Annotated in this window: 15 protein-coding genes and 1 pseudogene; 8 read left to right on the forward strand and 8 right to left on the reverse strand. The window is 56.9% G+C overall.

Annotation, left to right across the window (positions count from 1 at the left end; all coding sequences use genetic code 11):
* Positions 1–458 precede the first annotated feature (458 nt).
* Complete coding sequence (locus KRR23_RS09540; protein WP_216742305.1) at positions 459–815, forward strand: hypothetical protein; 357 nt, start codon at positions 459–461, stop codon at positions 813–815.
* A 256-nt stretch (positions 816–1071) separates the two neighbouring features.
* Here KRR23_RS09540 and KRR23_RS09545 read toward each other — a convergent pair whose 3' ends face one another.
* Entirely contained in the window at positions 1072–1266 is a 195-nt protein-coding gene (locus tag KRR23_RS09545; RefSeq protein WP_145014628.1) for a hypothetical protein, read from the reverse strand.
* A 318-nt stretch (positions 1267–1584) separates the two neighbouring features.
* On the opposite strand from KRR23_RS09545, the gene KRR23_RS09550 reads away from it, so the two are divergent.
* Positions 1585–3135: a sensor domain-containing diguanylate cyclase gene (locus KRR23_RS09550; RefSeq protein WP_216742306.1), complete on the forward strand. Its 1551-nt coding sequence runs from the start codon at positions 1585–1587 to the stop codon at positions 3133–3135.
* 542 nt (positions 3136–3677) lie between these two features.
* Here the strand turns inward: KRR23_RS09550 and KRR23_RS29070 are convergent.
* Both KRR23_RS29070 and KRR23_RS09560 read right to left on the reverse strand, forming a co-directional pair.
* Positions 3678–4157, reverse strand: a complete 480-nt coding sequence (locus tag KRR23_RS29070) for a hypothetical protein (protein ID WP_253912005.1) — start codon at positions 4155–4157, stop codon at positions 3678–3680.
* Positions 4158–4404: 247 nt separating this feature from the next.
* The gene (locus KRR23_RS09560) at positions 4405–5685 is read right to left on the reverse strand and encodes an HAD family hydrolase (RefSeq protein ID WP_216742308.1); all 1281 of its coding nucleotides are present in this window, start codon (positions 5683–5685) and stop codon (positions 4405–4407) included.
* Positions 5686–5950: 265 nt separating this feature from the next.
* Between KRR23_RS09560 and KRR23_RS09565 the strand changes: the two genes are divergently transcribed.
* Positions 5951–6721: a DeoR/GlpR family DNA-binding transcription regulator gene (locus KRR23_RS09565; protein ID WP_216742309.1), complete on the forward strand. Its 771-nt coding sequence runs from the start codon at positions 5951–5953 to the stop codon at positions 6719–6721.
* Between the two features lie 2 nt (positions 6722–6723).
* Here the strand turns inward: KRR23_RS09565 and KRR23_RS09570 are convergent, their stop codons facing one another.
* Complete coding sequence (locus tag KRR23_RS09570) at positions 6724–7608, reverse strand: alpha/beta fold hydrolase (protein WP_216742310.1); 885 nt, start codon at positions 7606–7608, stop codon at positions 6724–6726.
* Positions 7609–7934: 326 nt separating this feature from the next.
* On the opposite strand from KRR23_RS09570, the gene KRR23_RS09575 reads away from it, so the two are divergent.
* A complete protein-coding gene (locus KRR23_RS09575; protein ID WP_216742311.1) occupies positions 7935–8699 on the forward strand; it encodes an ABC transporter substrate-binding protein in 765 nt (254 codons plus the stop codon).
* A gap of 128 nt (positions 8700–8827) precedes the next feature.
* Here KRR23_RS09575 and KRR23_RS09580 read toward each other — a convergent pair whose 3' ends face one another.
* Complete coding sequence (locus KRR23_RS09580; RefSeq protein WP_216742462.1) at positions 8828–9703, reverse strand: DNA/RNA non-specific endonuclease; 876 nt, start codon at positions 9701–9703, stop codon at positions 8828–8830.
* A gap of 389 nt (positions 9704–10092) precedes the next feature.
* Here KRR23_RS09580 and KRR23_RS09585 point away from each other — a divergent pair, with 389 nt between their 5' ends.
* The 4 genes from KRR23_RS09585 (at position 10093) to KRR23_RS09600 (ending at position 15056) form a co-directional block, all read left to right on the forward strand.
* Positions 10093–11832 carry a dipeptidase gene (locus KRR23_RS09585; RefSeq protein ID WP_216742312.1) on the forward strand — a complete coding sequence of 580 codons (1740 nt, stop codon included), beginning with the start codon at positions 10093–10095 and terminating at the stop codon, positions 11830–11832.
* Between the two features lie 53 nt (positions 11833–11885).
* Positions 11886–13067 (forward strand): sensor histidine kinase, encoded by a 1182-nt coding sequence (locus KRR23_RS09590; RefSeq protein ID WP_253912006.1) that lies wholly within the window; start codon positions 11886–11888, stop codon positions 13065–13067.
* The gene (locus KRR23_RS09595) at positions 13064–13717 is read left to right on the forward strand and encodes a response regulator transcription factor (RefSeq protein ID WP_216742313.1); all 654 of its coding nucleotides are present in this window, start codon (positions 13064–13066) and stop codon (positions 13715–13717) included. Before KRR23_RS09590 ends, KRR23_RS09595 begins: the two co-directional genes overlap by 4 nt.
* A 136-nt stretch (positions 13718–13853) precedes the next feature.
* Positions 13854–15056 (forward strand): NAD(P)/FAD-dependent oxidoreductase, encoded by a 1203-nt coding sequence (locus KRR23_RS09600; RefSeq protein WP_216742314.1) that lies wholly within the window; start codon positions 13854–13856, stop codon positions 15054–15056.
* A gap of 120 nt (positions 15057–15176) precedes the next feature.
* On the opposite strand, the gene KRR23_RS09605 is transcribed toward KRR23_RS09600, so the two are convergent.
* The 3 genes and pseudogenes from KRR23_RS09605 to KRR23_RS09615 all read right to left on the reverse strand — a co-directional run bounded on the left by KRR23_RS09605 (position 15177) and on the right by KRR23_RS09615 (position 19714).
* Positions 15177–16610: a mechanosensitive ion channel family protein gene (locus tag KRR23_RS09605; RefSeq protein ID WP_216742315.1), complete on the reverse strand. Its 1434-nt coding sequence runs from the start codon at positions 16608–16610 to the stop codon at positions 15177–15179.
* 422 nt (positions 16611–17032) lie between these two features.
* Positions 17033–17749: pseudogene (locus tag KRR23_RS09610) on the reverse strand (ATP-binding protein); the annotation flags it as partial.
* Positions 17750–18301: 552 nt separating this feature from the next.
* The gene (locus tag KRR23_RS09615; protein WP_216742316.1) at positions 18302–19714 is read right to left on the reverse strand and encodes an aldehyde dehydrogenase family protein; all 1413 of its coding nucleotides are present in this window, start codon (positions 19712–19714) and stop codon (positions 18302–18304) included.
* Positions 19715–19723: the final 9 nt, after the last annotated feature.

The following is a 19723-nucleotide window of genomic DNA, read 5'->3' on the forward strand; positions in this document are numbered from 1 at the left end:
GATGCCAGATACGCCGAAATGCCCGCACTCAGGACAAATCAGTTCGATGCCATCCATTGCGGATTCAATATGTCGCGCGTCTTCCGAGCAGATCAAACACCACATGAGCCACTCCCGAGCACCTGTCAGTTTCCACGACCAAGCAATCTAGCCGCCAACTCATGCCCCACCGCCGGGCATCATCGAACGTCTTCCAGGCGCTGACTTCTCGCCTACCCTCACGGTGCAGGTTGTCAATTAATAGACCATTTCCAACCGTCACGCTACCTCGACAAAAAATTCCTTTTACCCACAGAGAAACCGGCAGCCCTGAACTCGATCAGACGGTTTTGAATACCCTCGACGGGTATCGATCAAGTGACCGCCGGCCTTGCCTTTTGTCGCAAGTCGATTGACTGAGGGGAGCCTTTGGAGCCCAGTACTCAACGGGCCAGACCAGATCACACGAAGAAAAAATCATGTCGAAAATAACGGTGATATCCGGTGACTTTCTGGCAGGCGATGCCGAATTTCAATCTGGATTTTTCACTCTGAAATCCGCATTGAAACCTTCTCTCGAATTAAAGATACCCCTGTCAAATCTGGAAACGCTGGAAACAGCAACCGAAGAAGTCGTCAACAAGAAAGGCAGCGTCATTCGATGGAGTCTGGCGGGAGCATTGCTTCTAGGGCCGATCGGGCTAGTGGCGGGCTGGTTACTATGCGATACAGAAAGGGCAATAACCTTCTACGCAAAATTCAAGGATGGCCGCTGCTTGCTGGCCACCACTGATATCGGTACTTACTCAAAGATCTCTGCCTCTCCCCTCAAGTAATGCCACCCCCCTCCCCTCAAAACCAGCCTCTATAGCGGTAAGTGTTCGCCCTGACCAGCAGCTGGCCACTCAGCATGTTTCCTGAAGCATCTGGCAGGGCGAACAAGTAAACCTTACGCGCTTCGCAATGTCGCGTCCGCCATCCAATTCTGAACAATTCACAACTGAACAGACACACTCTGCTGACTGCTAGCATCCATCCGCCCCAAAACCGACAAAGCCCAGCACGGGGCTGGGCTTTTTCATTCCGTTGAGCTTATCTTTTCGGAGGTTTTTTGAGGCTGTCCAATCGACCGCTCTCCAGCAAATCCTTGTACTTCAACGCCTCTGCTTCACTGTGATAGACGCCGACCAGAACATCTCCTTGAAAGACATCCCACATCCTGATTCCCGCGCTACTTGATTCATGAGACATGTGATGCTCATCGCGCTCTTTGATGGTAATGACCATTTGCACATCCTCTGGATTGAGGCAGGTAAGGTATTTTTTACTCCAGTAATCTCCAAGATTCCATACCGACACGGGCTGCGCGTTGAGCCTCCCCTATCTGATCTGGGCAATGGCCGCTTTCTTGATGCTCGTGCCCCCTACGTAGGCAGTGCCCATCGCTCATTGAGGGGTAGGTATGCGTCACCTGACCGCCTGCGCATTTGGCAATAAGCAAGATGCGCATATGGCGAAAACGAATACCCACGCTAAAAATACCTCAACGGCATAAAAAAATAGAATACGCTAACTATTGATACCCACGTCGAATGGCAGGATTTCATGTTGACAAGGAAGGCTTCATTTTTTTCCGCTGGGTGGACCGATGCCAAACTCAAAGTCGGACACGTCATCCTCTTTGTGGCCATCGTATGCATCTCGCTGATAGCAATAAGTACATGGGGAATCTTCAACTCCCTGGAGTACCATTTGCACGACAAGGAAACCGAGATGTCAAATCTCTCGAAGACTTTATCGTCCAATATCGAGGCAACCCTTACGCAGGCTGACACAGTACTTATAGGGGTCAAGGAACGACTGGAAACAGAAGGCAGCAACGCAGAAAACTTAAAAAAACTGGAAGAACTACTAAAAATACAACAAAAACGCCTGCCTCAAATACACGGGTTTTTTATCTATGATGAACAGGGTCGCTGGCTGCTGAATTCAAATGGTGTCATACCCGCGGGTTCCAACAACTCGGACCGTGACTACTTCATTTATCATCGCGACCATACGGACCCGGGCCCTTATCTCGGCCCGTCCATACGCAGTCGTTCAACAAATGAATGGATCATGACGGTATCGCGCCGGGTCAACCATCCAGACGGGAGTTTTGCCGGCGTCACAATCGCTACCATTTACCTAAACTACTTCCTCAATCTTTACGAAGGTGTGGACACCGGAACGAATGGCCTCATCAATCTGGTGAGCTCCAGCGGTAACATTGTGGTGCGCAAGCCATTTCGCGACCAGGACATCGGCATTAACATATCAAAAGGCGAAGTGTTCGCCCTGTTAAAGCCTGACGTGAACTCCGGCACGGCGACCATAAAATCGTTTATCGACGGTGTAGAGCGGGTCATAGGTTTTAGACGCATTAATGGGTACCCCCTTGTCGTCGTCGCCGAATTTGATAGAAATGAAGTACTGGCGGACTGGCGGAGCGAATCCCTCGCCAGCCTGATCATTTCCTCAATATTATTAATAATCCTCAGCTTTATTGGTTATCGACTCATCAAGCTCATGGGTCAGCAAATTCAAGCGCAAAGAGAATTGCAAGCTTCTCAGAAAGATTACATTGAAGCCAATAAGATTCTTGGTTTGATGGCCCTCGAAGATGGACTGACACGGCTGGCCAACCGACGCCACTTTGATTTCTTCATAGAAGCTGAAGTTGCCAGGAAAAAACGCAAGAAACTGGACGGCACTGCACTGATCATGATCGACGTTGACCTCTTCAAGAGCTACAACGACCTCTACGGCCACGTACAGGGTGATGAGTGCCTGAAGGCCGTGGGCGCAATAATCAGAAAGCATGTAAACCGAACCGGTGATCTGGCCGCCCGGTACGGCGGGGAAGAGTTTGCCGTTGTACTGTCAAACACAGATTATGTCGGGGCTTTCCTGCTGGCCGAAAAAATCCGACTCGATTTGGAGCACGCTAAAATACAACACAGCGACTCTCCACTAGGGGTGGTCACTATCAGCATTGGCATTAGTTCACTCTCCGAACGGGAAGTCGATACGGTAGAGGGCTTGGTGGATATCGCCGACAAAGCGCTATACATCGCCAAGTCCAGCGGGAGAAACAGGACCGTCATTTCAAATTAGCAAGGACGGCAGACAGCAGTAAAAAAGCAGCCAAGCAGTAGTTGGCTGCTTCGTCACATCGAAGCAAGAACCTCCATCTAATCCGACGCTACCGATTCTCTGGAACGATTTGGCCGGCTGGCCGACCGCTCTTCGGCGTCGCGATGCAATAAGGAAACGTTGTAATCGTAGGTCGATATCAAGGGCACTGGTTCATCACTTCGAGCCATCTCAAGCCATCGCCTTGTGCGTTCAAGGTCAAAGGATTCGTGCTTCAACATCATTTTCGCAACAAGATTGGCCGAGACCCTGAAGTGTCCACAACCGGCTGAGCATATGACCTCTGACCAGTCTCCCAGCGCGTGAACAGTCTTGGCGGCAGCCTGACAAATTAAGCACTTCATATGAGATCTCCCTATCGATGACTTCTCAACTGTAGCCGATCCTCGGACGAAAACGAGAAAAGCCCTGCAAGCGTAAACTTGCAGGGCTTCTCGGTCACACCGACTCTCTCATTAAGCCGGGCAACCCATGGTTTTCCCGGCTTTTTGAACGCGTTGTGCTTATCGGATTTTGTCAGTGGTCGAAGTCACTGCCTTACTCAAACCTTTTGCGTTGTGATCTCCAGGCGTTGTCGCCGAGATAGCAGTAGCTTTCGTCACCCCTCGTGTTGCTTTCGAGTGCGCAATACCCGAAGTCACTGCACCATGACCACGATGGGCAACGCGGTCACGTCCAAGGTGTTTACCGCTCAATCCATGGTCTCGAACAGCCCGGCCGTCGTGATCGGTTTCCTGGCCTTCAGCGCGGCCATTGCTCTTGGCACCCGCTGAGTGACCTTCACCCGCATGACCAGTACCCGCATGACCACCACCACCGCCGCTGCCATTTCCGCCGCCACCGCCATTACCGCCACCGTGACCACCACCTTCTTTGGCATAAGCCGTGCCCATGACAGACAGCCCTGCAGGGAGTAGCGGTGCGGCAGCAAGCATCAATACGCATGACATAGCTGCGGCTAGCTTCTTGTTTTTCAAAGGCATGATAGATTCCGTAATGGTTCGTTTTTTACGGATTGTCTGACAAAAGCGGCCACCTGTAGTTCAGAACGAACGACGAACGGATCCATGACTAGGTGCGAAGATTGATTCAACGGCGCCCCTACTGATCCAGGGCACCGTTTAGAACTTCGTAAATGATCCCGGTAGTAATAGCGACAAGAATCAGGCTGGTCATAGTCGTTGCACTACAGCTCGCGGATGGCCGTCGACCACCCGCGAGCCAGCACCATCAGGCCAGCAACTTACGTTCGTCTTTACCGTACTTGAGCGATTTTTCGTCCGGAATCATCAGACCGGTATGCTCGTCGCGCCCCTGCAGGATGAAACGGGCGTCCGGCTTACCCAACTGGGTGGCAGCCTGCTGGCTGTCGGCACCAATCTCGCCTTTCTTCATGCGGTTGACGATCACGCCCACCGCCGTGTCGTTGAAGTCGCGCAGCATCCATGCATCACCGTCGCTGTCACCGGCCACCAGCACCGGGCCGTAGCCCTTCTGTTTCACCAGTACATTTTTGATGCCGACGGTCTTGCCCGGCCCGTAATTGAAGTGCCAGTCCGGTTGATAGCGACTGGTGTACTTGCCGTTTTCCATCGCCATGCGCAGGCCGATCACGTTCTCGGGCGGTACGCCGTAGCCGTAATTGGGGTGGCCGGCGAACACCCGCACCACGTCGTCGATCGAGGCGGTGCTGACGTAGACGTCGATACCGTTGGCGCGCAACGTGTGCATCAGGCCGCGGATTTCCTCATGGATGCGAATACCATGGAAGTGCGTGTCCGCCACTACCCCTGCCTTGCCTGGCAACGTGCGTGAACTCTCGTACTTGACCTTGCGCAGCGCGTCGCCCATGGCGTAGTTGTTGGAGGCCTCGGCCATCGCCTGCAACTCGGCCGTGGTCATGTTCTTGTAGAAGTACAGAATCCACTTGTAGCCGATCTCCACCGGGTAGCTGTCGCAGATCGCGTCGTACATGAAGTAGAGCTTGGCGAGAAAATCCTTGTACTGCTCGCTGGCCTGGATCTCTTCCAGGCTTTTGTCGCCGGCAAGCCCTTTGTAGTTGGCGTGCAACCAGCGGTAGTCAGCTTCCACGTCGCTTGCGATGTCTTCCATGGTGACCGGCTTGCCGTCCACCGTGGTGTAGTCCTTCATGAACGCGCCGTTCGGCACGTCCTGGCGCAGCACGGCGGCGAACTCATCGGGCGTCAGCTTGTACTGCAGATGATTGATCTGGTAGACCAGCAGCGCTTCTTCACAGTCATTCATGATGCAGGTGTTGTCCCAGTCGAACACCGCGTACGGGCGTTGGTCAGGACGGTAAGACGCGCTTTTGACGCCGTGCTGGTCGATGACCGCCTGCAGGCGCTGGGTGTTCAGTGGTGACCAGCGTGCCGGATCCAGCGCGCTCGGTGTGGCCGCGGGCGTGGCGGCTTGCGTTATACGGGAGGACAACAACAGCGGGGTTACGACGGAAACAGTAGCGAGGGTGTTCAGAAACTGGCGACGCTGCATGGTATAGCTCCTACTTCTAGACGATAGGTTACAACCGAGGCGATGGCGAAAGCGTGTTTCGAAAATAAGGACGAGGGGAAAAACCGTCCCGCGACGAGGCTAACTTCAAATACACAAAAACACAATATTGCCACAATATTACATTTTGATGATTCGCAGACCGCGCCTGACCGATGCTGATGGAGGCCGGGGCGAACTTGACAGTGACCGACGCCCCTCCACAATGCATGCTCGGAAAGCGACTCAAACAGCAGGGACACCAGGCATGTGGCAAGAAGAGCGTTACCAGCGAATCCGCGCACTGCTATCGACCTTGCAGCGCGTCACCACCGACCGCATCGTCACGGAGCTGAATGTTTCACGCGAGACCGTGCGGCGCGATCTGGTCGCCCTGGAAGACCTCGGGGAGTTGAAGCGGATACACGGCGGCGCCATTCGCGTCGAAGACGAAGCACCCATCGCCGAGCGGGCGCACAGCAATGTCAAATTCAAGCGTGACCTCGCGCGGGCAGCGGTCGGCCTGCTGTCGCACGGACAGACCGTGTTTATCGACGCGGGCACCACCACTGTCATTCTTGCCGAAGAGCTGGCCAAGCTGGGCGGGCTGACCGTGATCACCAACTCGTTCAACGTGGCGCTGCAACTGCGTAATCCCGCCACCTCGGGCGGCCAGCACAACGAGGTAATCGTGCTCGGCGGTTCGCTCGACGACCGTGCTCCCGCTACGGTTGGCGGCACCACGGTGGCGGAGATTGGCCGCTATCGGGCCGACCTCGCGCTGTTGTCGCCCGTCGGCATCGACGCCCAGCGCGGTGCCAGCAACTACGACCACCGTGAGGCCGAAGTGGCCCGCGCCATGGCCGAGCATGCCGAGCGCGTGGTCATCCTCGCCGACTACAGCAAGATCGGCGTGGAGAGCCGCGTAGCCTTCTGTCCGCCAGAGCGCATCGACGTGCTCATCACCAACCACAAGGCCAGCACCGAAGCGGCGTTCGCTGCACTGAACGCCAAGCTGAAACACATTGTCCTGGCGTAGCATCACATCAGTGATGCTTCTCTACTGAAAGAGTGATGATGGACCTGCCTCGGTGTCCCGCAAGCTGGCTGCAGAAAGCCGAGTAAGGCCTGCCGTGTGTCATGCCAGGCCGCCGGGTGTTCCATATCGAGGAAGTGCCCGGCGTTCTTGATGGTATGGAACCGGGACTGACGGGCATGAGCGGCAAAAAGCCGGGCGTCCTCCACCGAGGTGTATTCATCCCATTCGCCGTTGACGAACAACATCGGGACTTCGATCGCGTCGGCACAGACCGAGTAGCAGTGGATATCCTGGGTCAGGATCTCGTTGACGTGGAAATGCATCTGCCGGTATTCGTGTTCGGCCAGGCTGCTGACATGCCGGTGATTGAAACGCTTGAACAACGATGGCAGGTGCTTGCCGATGGTGCTGTTGATCAAGTGCCCGACATTGGGCCGATCACAGGCCTGGAGAAAGTTCAGGCCGCTCTCCAGGTAATCGCGCATCGGCGTATTGATCCGCGCTGCAAATGAATTGATCACCGCCTTCTCGATTCGACGCGGCCGCTGGGCCAGCGCCAGCAAGGTAGCCGCGCCGCCCCAGGAAAAGGACAGCACATGGTGCACGGAAAAGTGTTCGATCAATTCCAGCAGGATCTGCGCCTCGTCTTCCTTTCGGATCGGTTGGCCATGGAGGTTGTGCTCTCTCGACTGACCGGCGTAAGGCTGGTCGTACAGCACCACATTGAATCGCGGCTGCAGGTAACGCACCGTTTGAGCAAAGGATGCGGTAGTTGCCAGCGAGCCGTTGACCAGAATGATGGTTTTGTCAGCGGCGGCGTTGAGATAGTGCTCGGTATAAACCTTGTACTTCTTGCAAATCTCGACGATGGCAGTTTTCGGCATCATGTCATTTTCTTCCCTGAACAAATTTAACTAAGCGCACAGCGTGAGCGACTTCCCGGACGGTCTTTGTGACTGACAAGTCACTGACTGACCAGAGGCTCAGAGTTAAGCAGGGATTTTCCCGTCTGCAAGAGCCCGAACGAGTTATTTCGTTGCCCCGTGGCACACGATGATCCGACTCGCAGTCCCGGGCTCTAAAACCCGATGTAGAGGTCTCGCCCGGGTTCGCTGCCATCGCTTAACACCTGCACCTATGGGAAGATGTTTGCCACCTTGAGTCGGCGATGAGTTGAGTCGACCCTCTACTTCCAATACCTGAACTATCAATCATGAACCGGACCACACGCGTATCGAGCACCTGGACCACGGCCCTTTGCAGGCTGTGTCTGTCGGTATCGCTGCTGATGACCTATAACGCGTGCGGTGCACCATTACCGGTTGAACTGTTTATCCCCGATGCGCCCCCCTTGACGTTTGTCGATGGCCCCAAAGGTCACGGAATCGTCGGAGACGCTGTCCTGATGGCCATTGCCAACGCCGGCTATGCCGCTGATGTACAGGCGCTGCCTTGGGCCAGAGCGCAAAAACACGTCAGTGAGAAGCAGGACATCCTGATAGCCCCGTTGTCACGTACGCCAGAACGTGAGGAGCACTTCAGCTGGATCGCTCCCATTATGTCCATGGAGCGAGCCTTTTTCAGTCTTGACCGGCCAGTGAGCAGCTTCGCTGAAGCCAGGAAAACCTACCGCGTGATCGGTGTAGGTCTGGGCAGCGCACAAGAGGAAATCCTGCGCGCACAGGGCTTCGACAACCGACAGATCTACCCGCTGACCATTGGCGACAACCCCGCGCAAATGCTCTTGAGAGGACGCATCGATGCCTGGTTCAACGGTGTCCCGGAGACTCAATACATTTGGCCGAAGGTGTCTCGACGCACGCTGCTGATGAGTCCCGTCATGAACAGAACAGATCTCTATCTGGCCTGCTCGAAACAATGTTCCCCTCAACAGGTACAAGACTTGCGCAAAGCGATTGAAACGCTTCGCAGTGACGGCACCCTGGCACGAATACATAAGGGCTATTTGTCGCAATAAGCGCTGCTTCGAATGCATGCAAGGGACGCCGGTCTGACCGTGTTTTGTCTGGCTCGCAAGCCGTGACCTCAGCTGAACAGTCAGCGTTGGTCAACGGCGTGGCGTTCAGGAAAGTGATCCCTCAAAGATCAGGAGCGAACCACCGAACCCGAGACCGGCAGATTTCCCAGCAGGTTGAGTCCCGTGATCTTCACAAAAGTCTCATAGTCCACTGGCTTCTCAATGCGGGTTTCCGCGTTAGGTAGCACATAAGCCCAGGCACGTTTGGACGAAGCGTCATACACCAGTTTGAACAGGCGGTCAGGCACCCAGACCTTGTTGTCGCCAATAGTGGTATGACCTGCATCAAAGAGCGGGCCGGTGAAGACAAAGACATTGCCATCGGCGCGCTTCGCGAACTTTCTGACATCAGACTCGACCTTGCTCCAGATCTTGCGGTTATTGGTCGGGTCCTGCGGCACCATGTTCGACAATGCAAAGGTCTGGGCCATCGCATGCGGATTCGGTGCATCGGCTGCCGGGGACTGATGGCCACGATCCACTGCCGGATGTTGGCCACGGTAGTCGCTCAACTCTGCCCGCCCGTCCTTGGGAATGCGTGGGTCCGGATAGAACTGATTGGTTCGCTCCTCTCCTTTGGCATCTGCCAGCTGGGCCGAATTCAGACGCTCAACCACAACCAATGGCGTCTTGCTGGTTTGCGAATACAGCACCGCAAAGTTGTCGGAGCACAGGGCCAAGGGCTTCATCGCTGCAGGCACACTGGCCATGCTGATCGGCCTGGCTGCCGGAAACAGGTCTGCGCACCCATCAAACGATGCCTGTTGCTGCTTGCTTGAATACAGGTCGATCGCCGCGCTCTGGCTGATCGAGCCTGAACGGTGCCCTTGTTCCTCGTGCTGGCTGGACGGTTTGAGGAAATCCAGCAGATTGCGAGCTTCTGCCGTACCGGTCGAGAACAAAACAAGGGCCGACAGCCCCACTGCTATTTTGCGTAGGTTCATGCTTGGAATCTTTGAATTGGATTGAGGGAGGATACTGGCGGCAAAGCCCTGAAATCGTCGGCACGAAAAAAGAGACCAATGCCTCTTTTTTAATGCGGACAACATAATAACGAGACTCGCAGCTAGCGTCTGACCCTTTGAAATCAAAGGAGTTTCTTTTACTCCCAAAACAAGAGTGGGCATGATCTGCAAAGACGTGATCGACGACACTAAAAGCTCGGGAAACCCTCCCGGGACTTTTTCGTTTCTGCGTCGCTTTTGCATTTCTGTGCGACAGATCTCACTTCAGGGACTCCCGTACTACTTCCTCATGGTGTTAGTTTGGAAATGTTTCTGTCTCATCGATCAGAAATCTCTCACAAACCACCTGCAAAGGAATGCCACCAGCAATGGACTTCTCACTCAAGCACCTGGCCGCGACAACCTTGATGCTGGCCAGCCTTTCGGCGTTCACCACGTCAGCTCACGCCAACATCACACCGCTACAGAGCGCGACTATCCTCAAGACTTTCAGTGACGCATCGGTCACGGATTTCAGGCAGTTCCTGGGCAGCCTGGCCAACAGCGATCTCGCCAAAACCGCCGACTTCGGCCCGGCAATCAATGCTTTCCAGGGCAACAAGCCCCTTTCTCCTGAACAGCAGAACGAGATCCATCGCCTGCTTGGCATCTACGCACGGGTGAAATACGGTAACGCTGCCACCGAGACTCTGCGCGAACTGGTGGCAATCCCGACCTTCCGCGTGGATGGCGTCGCCCAGCACGAGAATCCTGAATTCATCAAGATCGCCGACAAGCTCAAGGGCCTTGCCCAGGCTTTCAACCTGAACTTTCGCAACATCGACAACCGCGTCTATGAAATCTCCCTCGAAGGCGGTGGCGACGAAATCGTGGGCATTCACGCGCATGCCGATGTGGTGCCTGTGACTCCGGAGAACTGGGTCCTGAAAGACGGCACCCGACTTGATCCGTTCAAGGTCACCCTGGTCGGCGACCGCATGTATGGCCGGGGCACCGAGGATGACAAGAACGGCATCGTGGTGGCGCTCTATGCCATGAAGATCATCAAGGAAGAGAAGCTGCCACTGGCGAGGAATTTCAAGCTGCTGGTAGACACCACCGAGGAAACCACCGGCGACGCCATCCCCTATTACTTCGAACACAACCCGACGCCCAATTACAACCTGGCGCTGGATGGTGGCTACCCGGTGGTGATTGCCGAGAAAGGCTACGGCACCGTCATGGCGACTTTTGCCCGGCGTGCCGCAGAGGGCAAGGGCGCGGAAATCACTTCAATGACCGGCGGCCTGGCCACCAACCAGATACCATCGACTTCGGTCGCCACCCTGGTGAGTGACAAGCCCGCCGAATTGGCCGCCAGCCTGCAGAAGGCCGGTACCGATTATGCCAAGCGCAATGGCGGTAACTTCGAGGTGACCGCCAAGGTCGTCGACAAGGACGTCAAGCTGACGGTCACCGGCGTTTCCGCCCACTCCTCCGAGCCCGAGTCAGGCGTCAACCCGGTGGCAAGGATGCTGGGCTTGATCAACAGCCTCGACGGTAAGGTCGCGCTCAAGCACAACCACATTACCGACGCCGCCCGCTACGCTGCCGACAACTGGGGGCTGGACTACCTGGGTGGCAAATTGGGGGTTGGCTTTTCCGATGCCTTCATGGGGCCGCTGACCACCTCCCTGACCTATGTCGGGATGGATGACAAAGCCTTCAAACTCGCGGTCAACCTGCGCGTGCCGGTCGGTAAATCCCCGGAGACGCTCAAAACCGAAATCGCCGATAAGCTTGGCGCCTGGAGCAAGAAGACCCACATTGCCGTGGCCTTCAACTACTCGATCGCCGAGCCGATGCACCGCAACCCCGAGGGTGAATGGGTCAAGGCCCTGCTGGCCGTGGCCAGTGAAAACCTTGGCATGGAACACAAGTTCGGCACCTCCGCCGGCGCTACCTCGGTCCATGAACTGCCCAATGGCGTGCAGTTCGGCCTGGCCAGGCCCGAGGTCAAGTACACCGGCCACACCGACAACGAGTTCAAGACTGTCGACCAGTTCCTGCTGGACCTGCAGATCGTGACCGAGATGATGGGGCGCGTCGGGCAGTTGCCGAAGCTCTGATCCGCCTTTCGGACCCGCTGTTCTGGCGGGTCCACCCTTTTGATCCCGTCGTAATGAAAAAAGGACCCGAAGATCCTTTTTGCTTTCTCCATGGAAGACACAAGCTCCTGGACAAATACCCAAACAAAATTCAATGGAAACCCAAGGCGTCGGCAAAGCATTCGGTCCGGCTGGCAAGCAAACTGCCTGCATCGATCGCCCTTATGCCGTTCATGTCACCGCCAACGAAAAAGCCTGCCAGTGAACGTCCCCCCCTCTTGAAAGGTACCTACTGCAAGATGCTGTACAACCTGGGCAAAGGGACCTCTCGCCCCTTGATGTTTTCAATCAACGTAGTGAGCGTGGTCGCCCCGCTGTGCATGATGTCGCTGACGGCGACATTCCTCTACCAGGGAGGCTATCAACACTGGGAATCGACCACAGAGTTTGTACGCAGCCTGAGCGCGCTAGCAGCAATCACCTTGCTGGCACTACGTAGCAAATACGCCGAAGAAGCGCTGCTCCGCGCCCAGGCCCAATTGGCCCATGTCACGCGAGTGAAGTCCTTGGGCGAACTGGCAGCCTCCATCGCCCATGAAGTGAGTCAACCCCTCACGGCGATCATCAGCAGTGGTGAAGCCTGCCGCCATTGGCTCGATCGCCCGGTCCCGGACCTGGGCGAAGTACGCCAATCACTCGAGCGGATCATCACCTGTTCCAACCGGGCGAGTGAGATCACCCATCGGGTCCGGGCTTTGTCCCGCCAATGCGATCCGCTACGCCAAAAAGAGTCGCTCAATGACATCGTTCAAGAGACGCTGGACCTGCTCCAATGCGAATTGGCACAGCGCAAAGTCTGTCCGAAAATCGATCTCGCAGCCTTTACTGGCCGGATCAGTGCTGATCGCGTGCTGCTGCAACAAGTCATCATCAATCTGATCCTCAACGCTTGCCATGCAATTGACGCGGTCGAGGTCGGTGAACGAACCCTCTGCGTTCGGACTTGGGTGAAAGACAACGAGGCCGTATTGGAAGTGGCCGACCAGGGCTCGGGAATACCCGCCGATATCCTTCCTCACGTGTTCACAGCGTTCTTTACCACTAAAGAAAACGGATTGGGCCTGGGACTTTCCATCTGCCGATCGATCATCGATTTCCACAATGGGCGTATCTGGGCAACCGCCGCAACGGGCAAGGGCAGCGCCTTCCGGTTTGCATTACCGGTGCTGGTCCCCCGCGAACCGAGCAAACAATGAACGCAGCCTCCCCCACTGACAAAACCGCTGACAGCGAGCCATTCGTCTTCATCGTGGACGATGACGCGCCACTACGCGAATCGCTCGGAAGCCTGTTGCGCTCCCTCGGCTTGCGGGTCGAACTGTTCCATTCGGTCGCAAAGTTCCTGCACTACAACCGCCCGGACGCTACCAGTTGCCTGGTGCTGGATGTCCGGCTGCAAGGCAGCAGTGGCCTGGATCTTCAGAACGACCTGGCCATGGCCGGCATCAACCTGCCGATCGTGTTTATAACCGGGCACGGTGATATCGCCATGACCGTGCGAGCAATGAAGGCCGGAGCGGTGGACTTCCTGACCAAGCCTTTTCGTGAACAAGACCTGATCGATGCGGTTTACGCCGCCCATGCACGGGACAGGCGGCATCGAGAGGCCGAGCGTCAGACCGATCATTTGCGTAAGCGCTACTCGACACTGACAGCCCGTGAACAAACGGTCATGGCGTTGGCCGTTTCAGGTTTGATGAACAAACAGACAGCCGGGGAAATAGGCCTGAGCGAAATCACGGTCAAGATACATCGAGGCCAAGCCATGCGAAAAATGGGCGCACGCTCATTTGCCGATCTGGTGCGGATGGCTGCGGCTATTTCAGTTCACCCTCCCACCCGGTAACAGGCGTCATTCAATACCTTGGTATACAGACGTCATACTTCGTCATGCCTCGACTGCCCCTATGTAGAAGTGCTCCAGACGGTGCGCGTGGATAACATCCCCCAAAGTCCAAGCGAACACAAACAGGAGCAACTTAATGAAAAAGCAGATATTGATTATTGGCGCAGGGTTCGGCGGAGTCTGGAGCGCCTTGAGCGCTGCCCGTTTGCTGGACAAGCACAATCGTCATGACGTCGATATCACCGTTTTGGCGCCTCAGGCCGAGCTGCGGATCCGCCCACGTTTTTACGAGGCCAACGTGCATACCATGACGGCACCCCTGAACGACTTGTTCGACGCCGTGGGGGTGAAATTCGTGCGAGGCTCGGCCAACGTCATCGACGAGAAAAACCAACAGGTCAGCTACAGCAACACACTGGGCCAGAAAGGTCAGTTGAGTTATGACCGGCTGGTACTTGCCGCGGGTAGCCATGTCACTCGCCCTGCCGCCGAAGGCATGACCAAACATGTGTTCGATGTCGACCAGATCGAAGAAGCCACTCGCCTGGAAGACCACATCAACTCGCTGAAGGATTTGCCCGCCAGCGTCGCCCGCAACACGGTAGTGGTCGCAGGTGGCGGTCTGACCGGCATCGAAACGGCGACCGAAATGCCTGCGCGTCTGCGCGCGGCCCTGGGCAATGACACCGATATCCGAGTGATCGTCGTGGACCGCAGCCCGAAAATCGCCGCCGCCATGGGCAAAGAGCTGAGCCCCTTCATTGCCGAGGCGTCAGAGCATCTGGGGATCGAATGGGTGCTCAATGCAACCGTCGCCTCGGTCGATGCCAATGGCGTAACCCTAGCCAATGGTCAGCGCATCGAATCCAACACCGTGATCTGGACCGTTGGCTTGCGTGCCAGTCACTTGACCGAACACGTGGACGGTACGCGTGATCATCAAGGCAGGCTGCATGTCGATCAGCACTTGAAGGTGCGCAGTCAAACGGCTGTGTACGCTGCCGGAGACGTTGCTTATGCCTCGACCGACGCGGTGGGCAACTTCGCGGTGATGTCCTGTCAGCATGCCATTGCCCTGGGCCGCTATGCCGGCAACAACGCAGCCGCGGACCTGCTGGGCGTGGAGCCGATTCCTTACAGCCAACCCAAGTACGTCACTTGCGTCGACCTGGGCGCCTGGGGCGCGGTGTTCACCGAGGGCTGGGATCGGCAGGTAAAACTCATCAAGCACGAGGCAAAGGAGTTCAAGACTCAAATCAACACGGTGTGGATTTATCCGCCCGCGGCTGATCGTGCCTCTGCGCTTGCCGCCGCCGACCCGCTGATCCCGGTGGCCTGAGGCGCAAAAACGCCAGTCAGGCATTCCTGTCCCGGCCAGCGCTCTCCTTGCTGGACCGGGCATTCCCGAGCGTCCGCCACGGTTTTTTTTCGGCGGGCGCTTTTTTTCAAGCAAGCCATTTCAGCGCCTTTGCAACAGCCAGTGCAACAATCCGCTTTTCTTGGTCTGTGCAGGTTTTTGCATGACGATGGCCTGACGGATCCCCTGGCGCTGATCCTGCAGATTGCTCAGGGCAGATTTCAAATCGCCGGGGTGTTTCAACTGATTGTCGAGCACCGCTTTTTCAATCCGGAAAAACCGTCCACTGGTGATACTGCGAAACTCTCCTCGCGATGGGCTTTCGGCGAGCACCCCCTCTTCGCCCATGACCTCCCCCGGCCCGATACGCATGGCCTCAAGCAGTTTTTCACCGTCGTGAATCGAGACCGAAACCACCCCGGTACTGATAATCATCAGGCCATCGGCAACCTCGTCGAAAGCCAGGAGCACCTCATTGGCCTGATAGTCCACCGGGGTCATTTCGCCGGCGAGACGATCACGCTCATCGTTACTCAGTGAGCGGAAAATACGCACGTCCTCCAGCAACTGGCGTTGACGGTTCCAGGGCTGGCTGTCCTGATCGGTGTCCCAGGAAACACCTGTGGCTTCGAGATGACGATGGGCGAGATCGAACATCAGATTGCACACTTCGGTCTTGTCTTGTTCCAACGCTATAAAGCCCTTGAGTTCGTACTCGGTGTACTCAAGATGGGAACTCTTTATCGAGACCTTAGTGGAAAATTCCGGCAACAACGCCTGAGTCCCGCGCAAGGTCTTTTCCAGGGCATCGATCACACGACGCGGACGCACACTGCTGGGGACCGTAATGGTCACACTGACCCCCTGTACATCCCCCGGACGGCTGAAATTGATAATGCGTGCTTTCGCTGCCACGGAGTTGGGCACCACCGCAATGGCGCCCATATCCGTGATCAGATGCGTCGAACGCCAGTCGATCTCCACCACTTTGCCCTGGGTAGCATCAATGGAAACCTGGTCCCCCAGTTGGTAAGGCTTGGTGGTGTTGATCACGATGCCTGAAAACAAATCGCTCAATGTGCTTTGCACCGCCAGAGCGATCACGATCGCCATCGCCCCGGAAGTCGCCAGCAGGCCCTTGACCGGCAACTGCAAGACATAGGCCGCGGCGCCAATAATGCCGATCAGGAATATCACCGCCCCCATCAGATCGTAGAGCAACCGGGCGTTGCGACCGGCGCGAGACATCAGGCCATTGCCCAGGATCACCGTCAGTACTCTGGCCGCAAACAGCCACCAGCCGATGCCCAACACCGTGGCCATCAGGTTCAGTACCGGATCCTCCGGCCAGAGGGGGGGTTGCAAGGGGCTGATGCCGACAGACAGCATGACCCAGCAGAACAACACAAAAATACCGACACGCACGCACATTCGCAGGTTACGCCGTGAGGGACCAATCAACTGCCAGAGCGCCAGTTCAATCAGAATCAGGGTTATAGCGCTGATCAGCGGGTGAGCCTGCAGGAATGTGAACATGAATGACTTCTCCAGAACCCTGTATGCCGTGCACGGATTCAGTGAACAGGTGGCGAGCTGCGCGCGCTCCTCTCCATCAATAGACAGATTAGCGTTCAGGGGAGAAAAGCCGCGACGGCCGTTGGAAGTGTTGGACGGATCGGACCTGAGCGGCCGTTTTTATCCATCCAGCTGACGACGCACTTTAAGTCGCACACCTGCACCAGGCACTCCTACTTCAGCGCTAGCGACTCATACCCTGGTATGAAGGGCCTGGCCCGCCTATGTGCTGGCGCAACCCATTTATTCCGGCAGCCCCGCTTTACGCAGACCGTCCACCAGTATCGAGGTGGATGCCTTGCCGGGCGAGGTGCTGAAAGGAACGGTGGTAAGCCTGGGACCGGCCAGCATCGCTTGATCGAAAGCAGAGGTCGGATCGGGCGCTACCCAAGCAACTGACTCAACGCCGCTCGCAGCTTTCCGGGTTTGACCGGTTTGTTCAGCAGCGGCGCGCCGAGTCGTTGCAAGGAGCGGCGACACTGATCGCTGCGGTCTGCGGTGATGATCACGGCGGGAATGGCGGCGACGAAATGCTCGCGCAGGTGCCGAATCACGTCGCAGCCGATGACCCCATGGTCCAGATGGAAATCCGCCAGAATCAATTCCGGTGCCCGCCCCTGCAAGGCCAGCAGCGCACCGCTCTCGTCGGTTGCCGTCACCACCTCGCAGCCCCACTGGCCGAGCAATGCGCTCATGCTGTCGAGGATGCTCACTTCGTTATCCAGCACCAGCAGACGACGGCCCGGCAAAGGGTTGCCGGTACTCGGCTGCGGCACCGCCTGATGGATGGGCAGCGGCACTTGCTCGCCGATCGGCACCTGAATGCTGAACATCGAACCGCGTCCCGGCAACGAGCGGACCTCGACCTTGTGCTCGAGAATTCTCGCGATACGCTCGACGATAGCCAGCCCCAACCCCACGCCCTTGCGGTCGGCGGCACGTCCGACGTCCAACTGGTTGAACTCCAGGAAAATCGAGTCCAGGCGGTCGGCCGGAATACCGCGACCGGTGTCCCAGACTTCCAGGCGCAGGTTCTTGCCACGCCGCCGGGCGCCCAGCAGGATGCTGCCCTGCTCGGTATAGCGACAGGCATTGCTGAGCAAGGAAAATTCCGTGGACTGCGTTTTCGAACAACCATTTGTAGCGGTTGCGTTCGGCTTCCAGTTCGTCGAAAGCCCAAGTGCGGATGCAACAGCTGCCGCGCCAGTTCCTGGGCCACCAGCCGGGCATCGGTCGCCTGGGACATTGAACTGACGACACCCTCATTCTGGGCCTGCTGCATCTTCGCCTCCTGCCGGTGCGCAACAATATGAGGCCTGAGTGTACGAAGCCTGGCGGGCGCCACGAATGCTACTTGGGTAGGGGTTAGCCGCTTCCATGGGATGAAAAGACCGGTCGATCGGGCGTTGCTACCATCTACTGATAGGCCTTGCCAGTCGGGCTGCTGTCGTGTGGTCTGGTCCTTGTCGTACAGCATGATGTCGGCAAGGTTGAATGTATCGAAAGCAGATCTTTCAAATATCGTCAGGATCATGCCCATCAAGCCGCACAGTCTCGACAACGGCTGCTCAGCTGATCTTCGGGAAAAAGCACCGGGACGGTGGCCAAACCGTCCCAATGCCAAACAAGCAGTGCTTTTTCTCTTGAATCACCTAACGAAGGATATTCAGACACACCACCTTGGGTTGCGTCATTTCCTCATAGGCGAAGCGCACCCCTTCCCGCCCCAGACTGCCGTACTTGAAGCCACCAAATGGCATCGCATCGAAGCGATAGTCGGAGGAGTCGTTGATCATCACGCCCCCGGCTTCGATCCTGCGCGCAGCGCTCATGGCCGTTGCCAGATTATTGGTGAAGATCCCCGCATGCAGGCTGTATTCCGGTTCGTTCGCCAGGGCGATAGCCTCATCGAAGGTCTCGAAGAGCTGCAACATCACCACCGGAGCAAACACTTCGTTGCGCCACAGTCGGCTGGCGTGATCGATATTCTCCAGCACGGTCGCTGTGTAGCATGCACCCTGACGCTGATTACCGCACAGTAACCTGGCGCCCTCCAGCAGGGCTTCGCTCACCATTTGCTCAGCTTGTTTCGCCGCCTGCGGGGTAATCATTGGACCGATGTCGGTGCCAGCCAGCGCCGGGTCGCCAACCACCAGAGCCTGAGCCTGATTGACGAAGCGCTCGCGGAAAGCCTCATAGATCGAGGCCTGGACCAACAGGCGCTGAGTGCCGATGCAGTTCTGTCCCGCCGCCCAGAAGGCCCCGGACAGGCAACTCTCGACGGCCGCGTCAAGGTCGCAGTCGCCCATCACGATCACTGGCGCATTGCCGCCCAGGTCCATGGTCAATTTCTTCAGGCCGGCGATACGGGCAATCTGCTCACCCGTGGCGAATCCACCGGTAAAGGAAATCATCCGTACCTCACGGGCGGCTACCAGGGCCCTGCCCAACTCTGCCCCGCCGGTGGCGACCGTGACCACTGACTCCGGCAACCCAGCCTCGACCAGATACCTCACCAGCCTGATGGCCGACAACGGCGCCAGCTCGGACGGTTTGAGAATCACCGCGTTGCCGCCGGCAATCGCCGGACCGAGCTTATGTGCCACCAGATTCAACGGATCGTTGTACGGGGTGATCGCCACAATCAAGCCCAGCGGTTCGCGGGAGAACCAACCCTGCCGCGACTCGGAGCCCTCATAGGCGTCGAACGGCAACACTTCGCCAGCATTGCGCGTGGCCTCTTGCGCAGAAAGCTTGAGGGTGTTGATACACCGTTTGACTTCTTTCTCCGCCTGTTTGAGGGTCTTGCCGGCTTCGTCGACGATCAACCGGGCAAAAGCGCGGGCATCGCGTTCGATACTCAATGCCGCCTGTTCAAGGATCCGTGCCCGGAGATAACGCGGTAACCCGGCGCTGGCCTGAGCTCCCTTGCGGCCCTGCTCCAGCAACTGCGGAACCTGTGTCGTACAGACGTCCGCTACGGTCCCGACGACGCTGCCGTCAAAGGGGTTCAGTACATCGATTTGATTCTCCACAATGGCCAGGGCCGGACGCGATAGGTTCACAGGCCTTCT

Origin of the sequence: Pseudomonas sp. CVAP#3 (genome assembly GCF_018986375.1) — a bacterium.
GTDB lineage: Bacteria > Pseudomonadota > Gammaproteobacteria > Pseudomonadales > Pseudomonadaceae > Aquipseudomonas > Aquipseudomonas helvetica.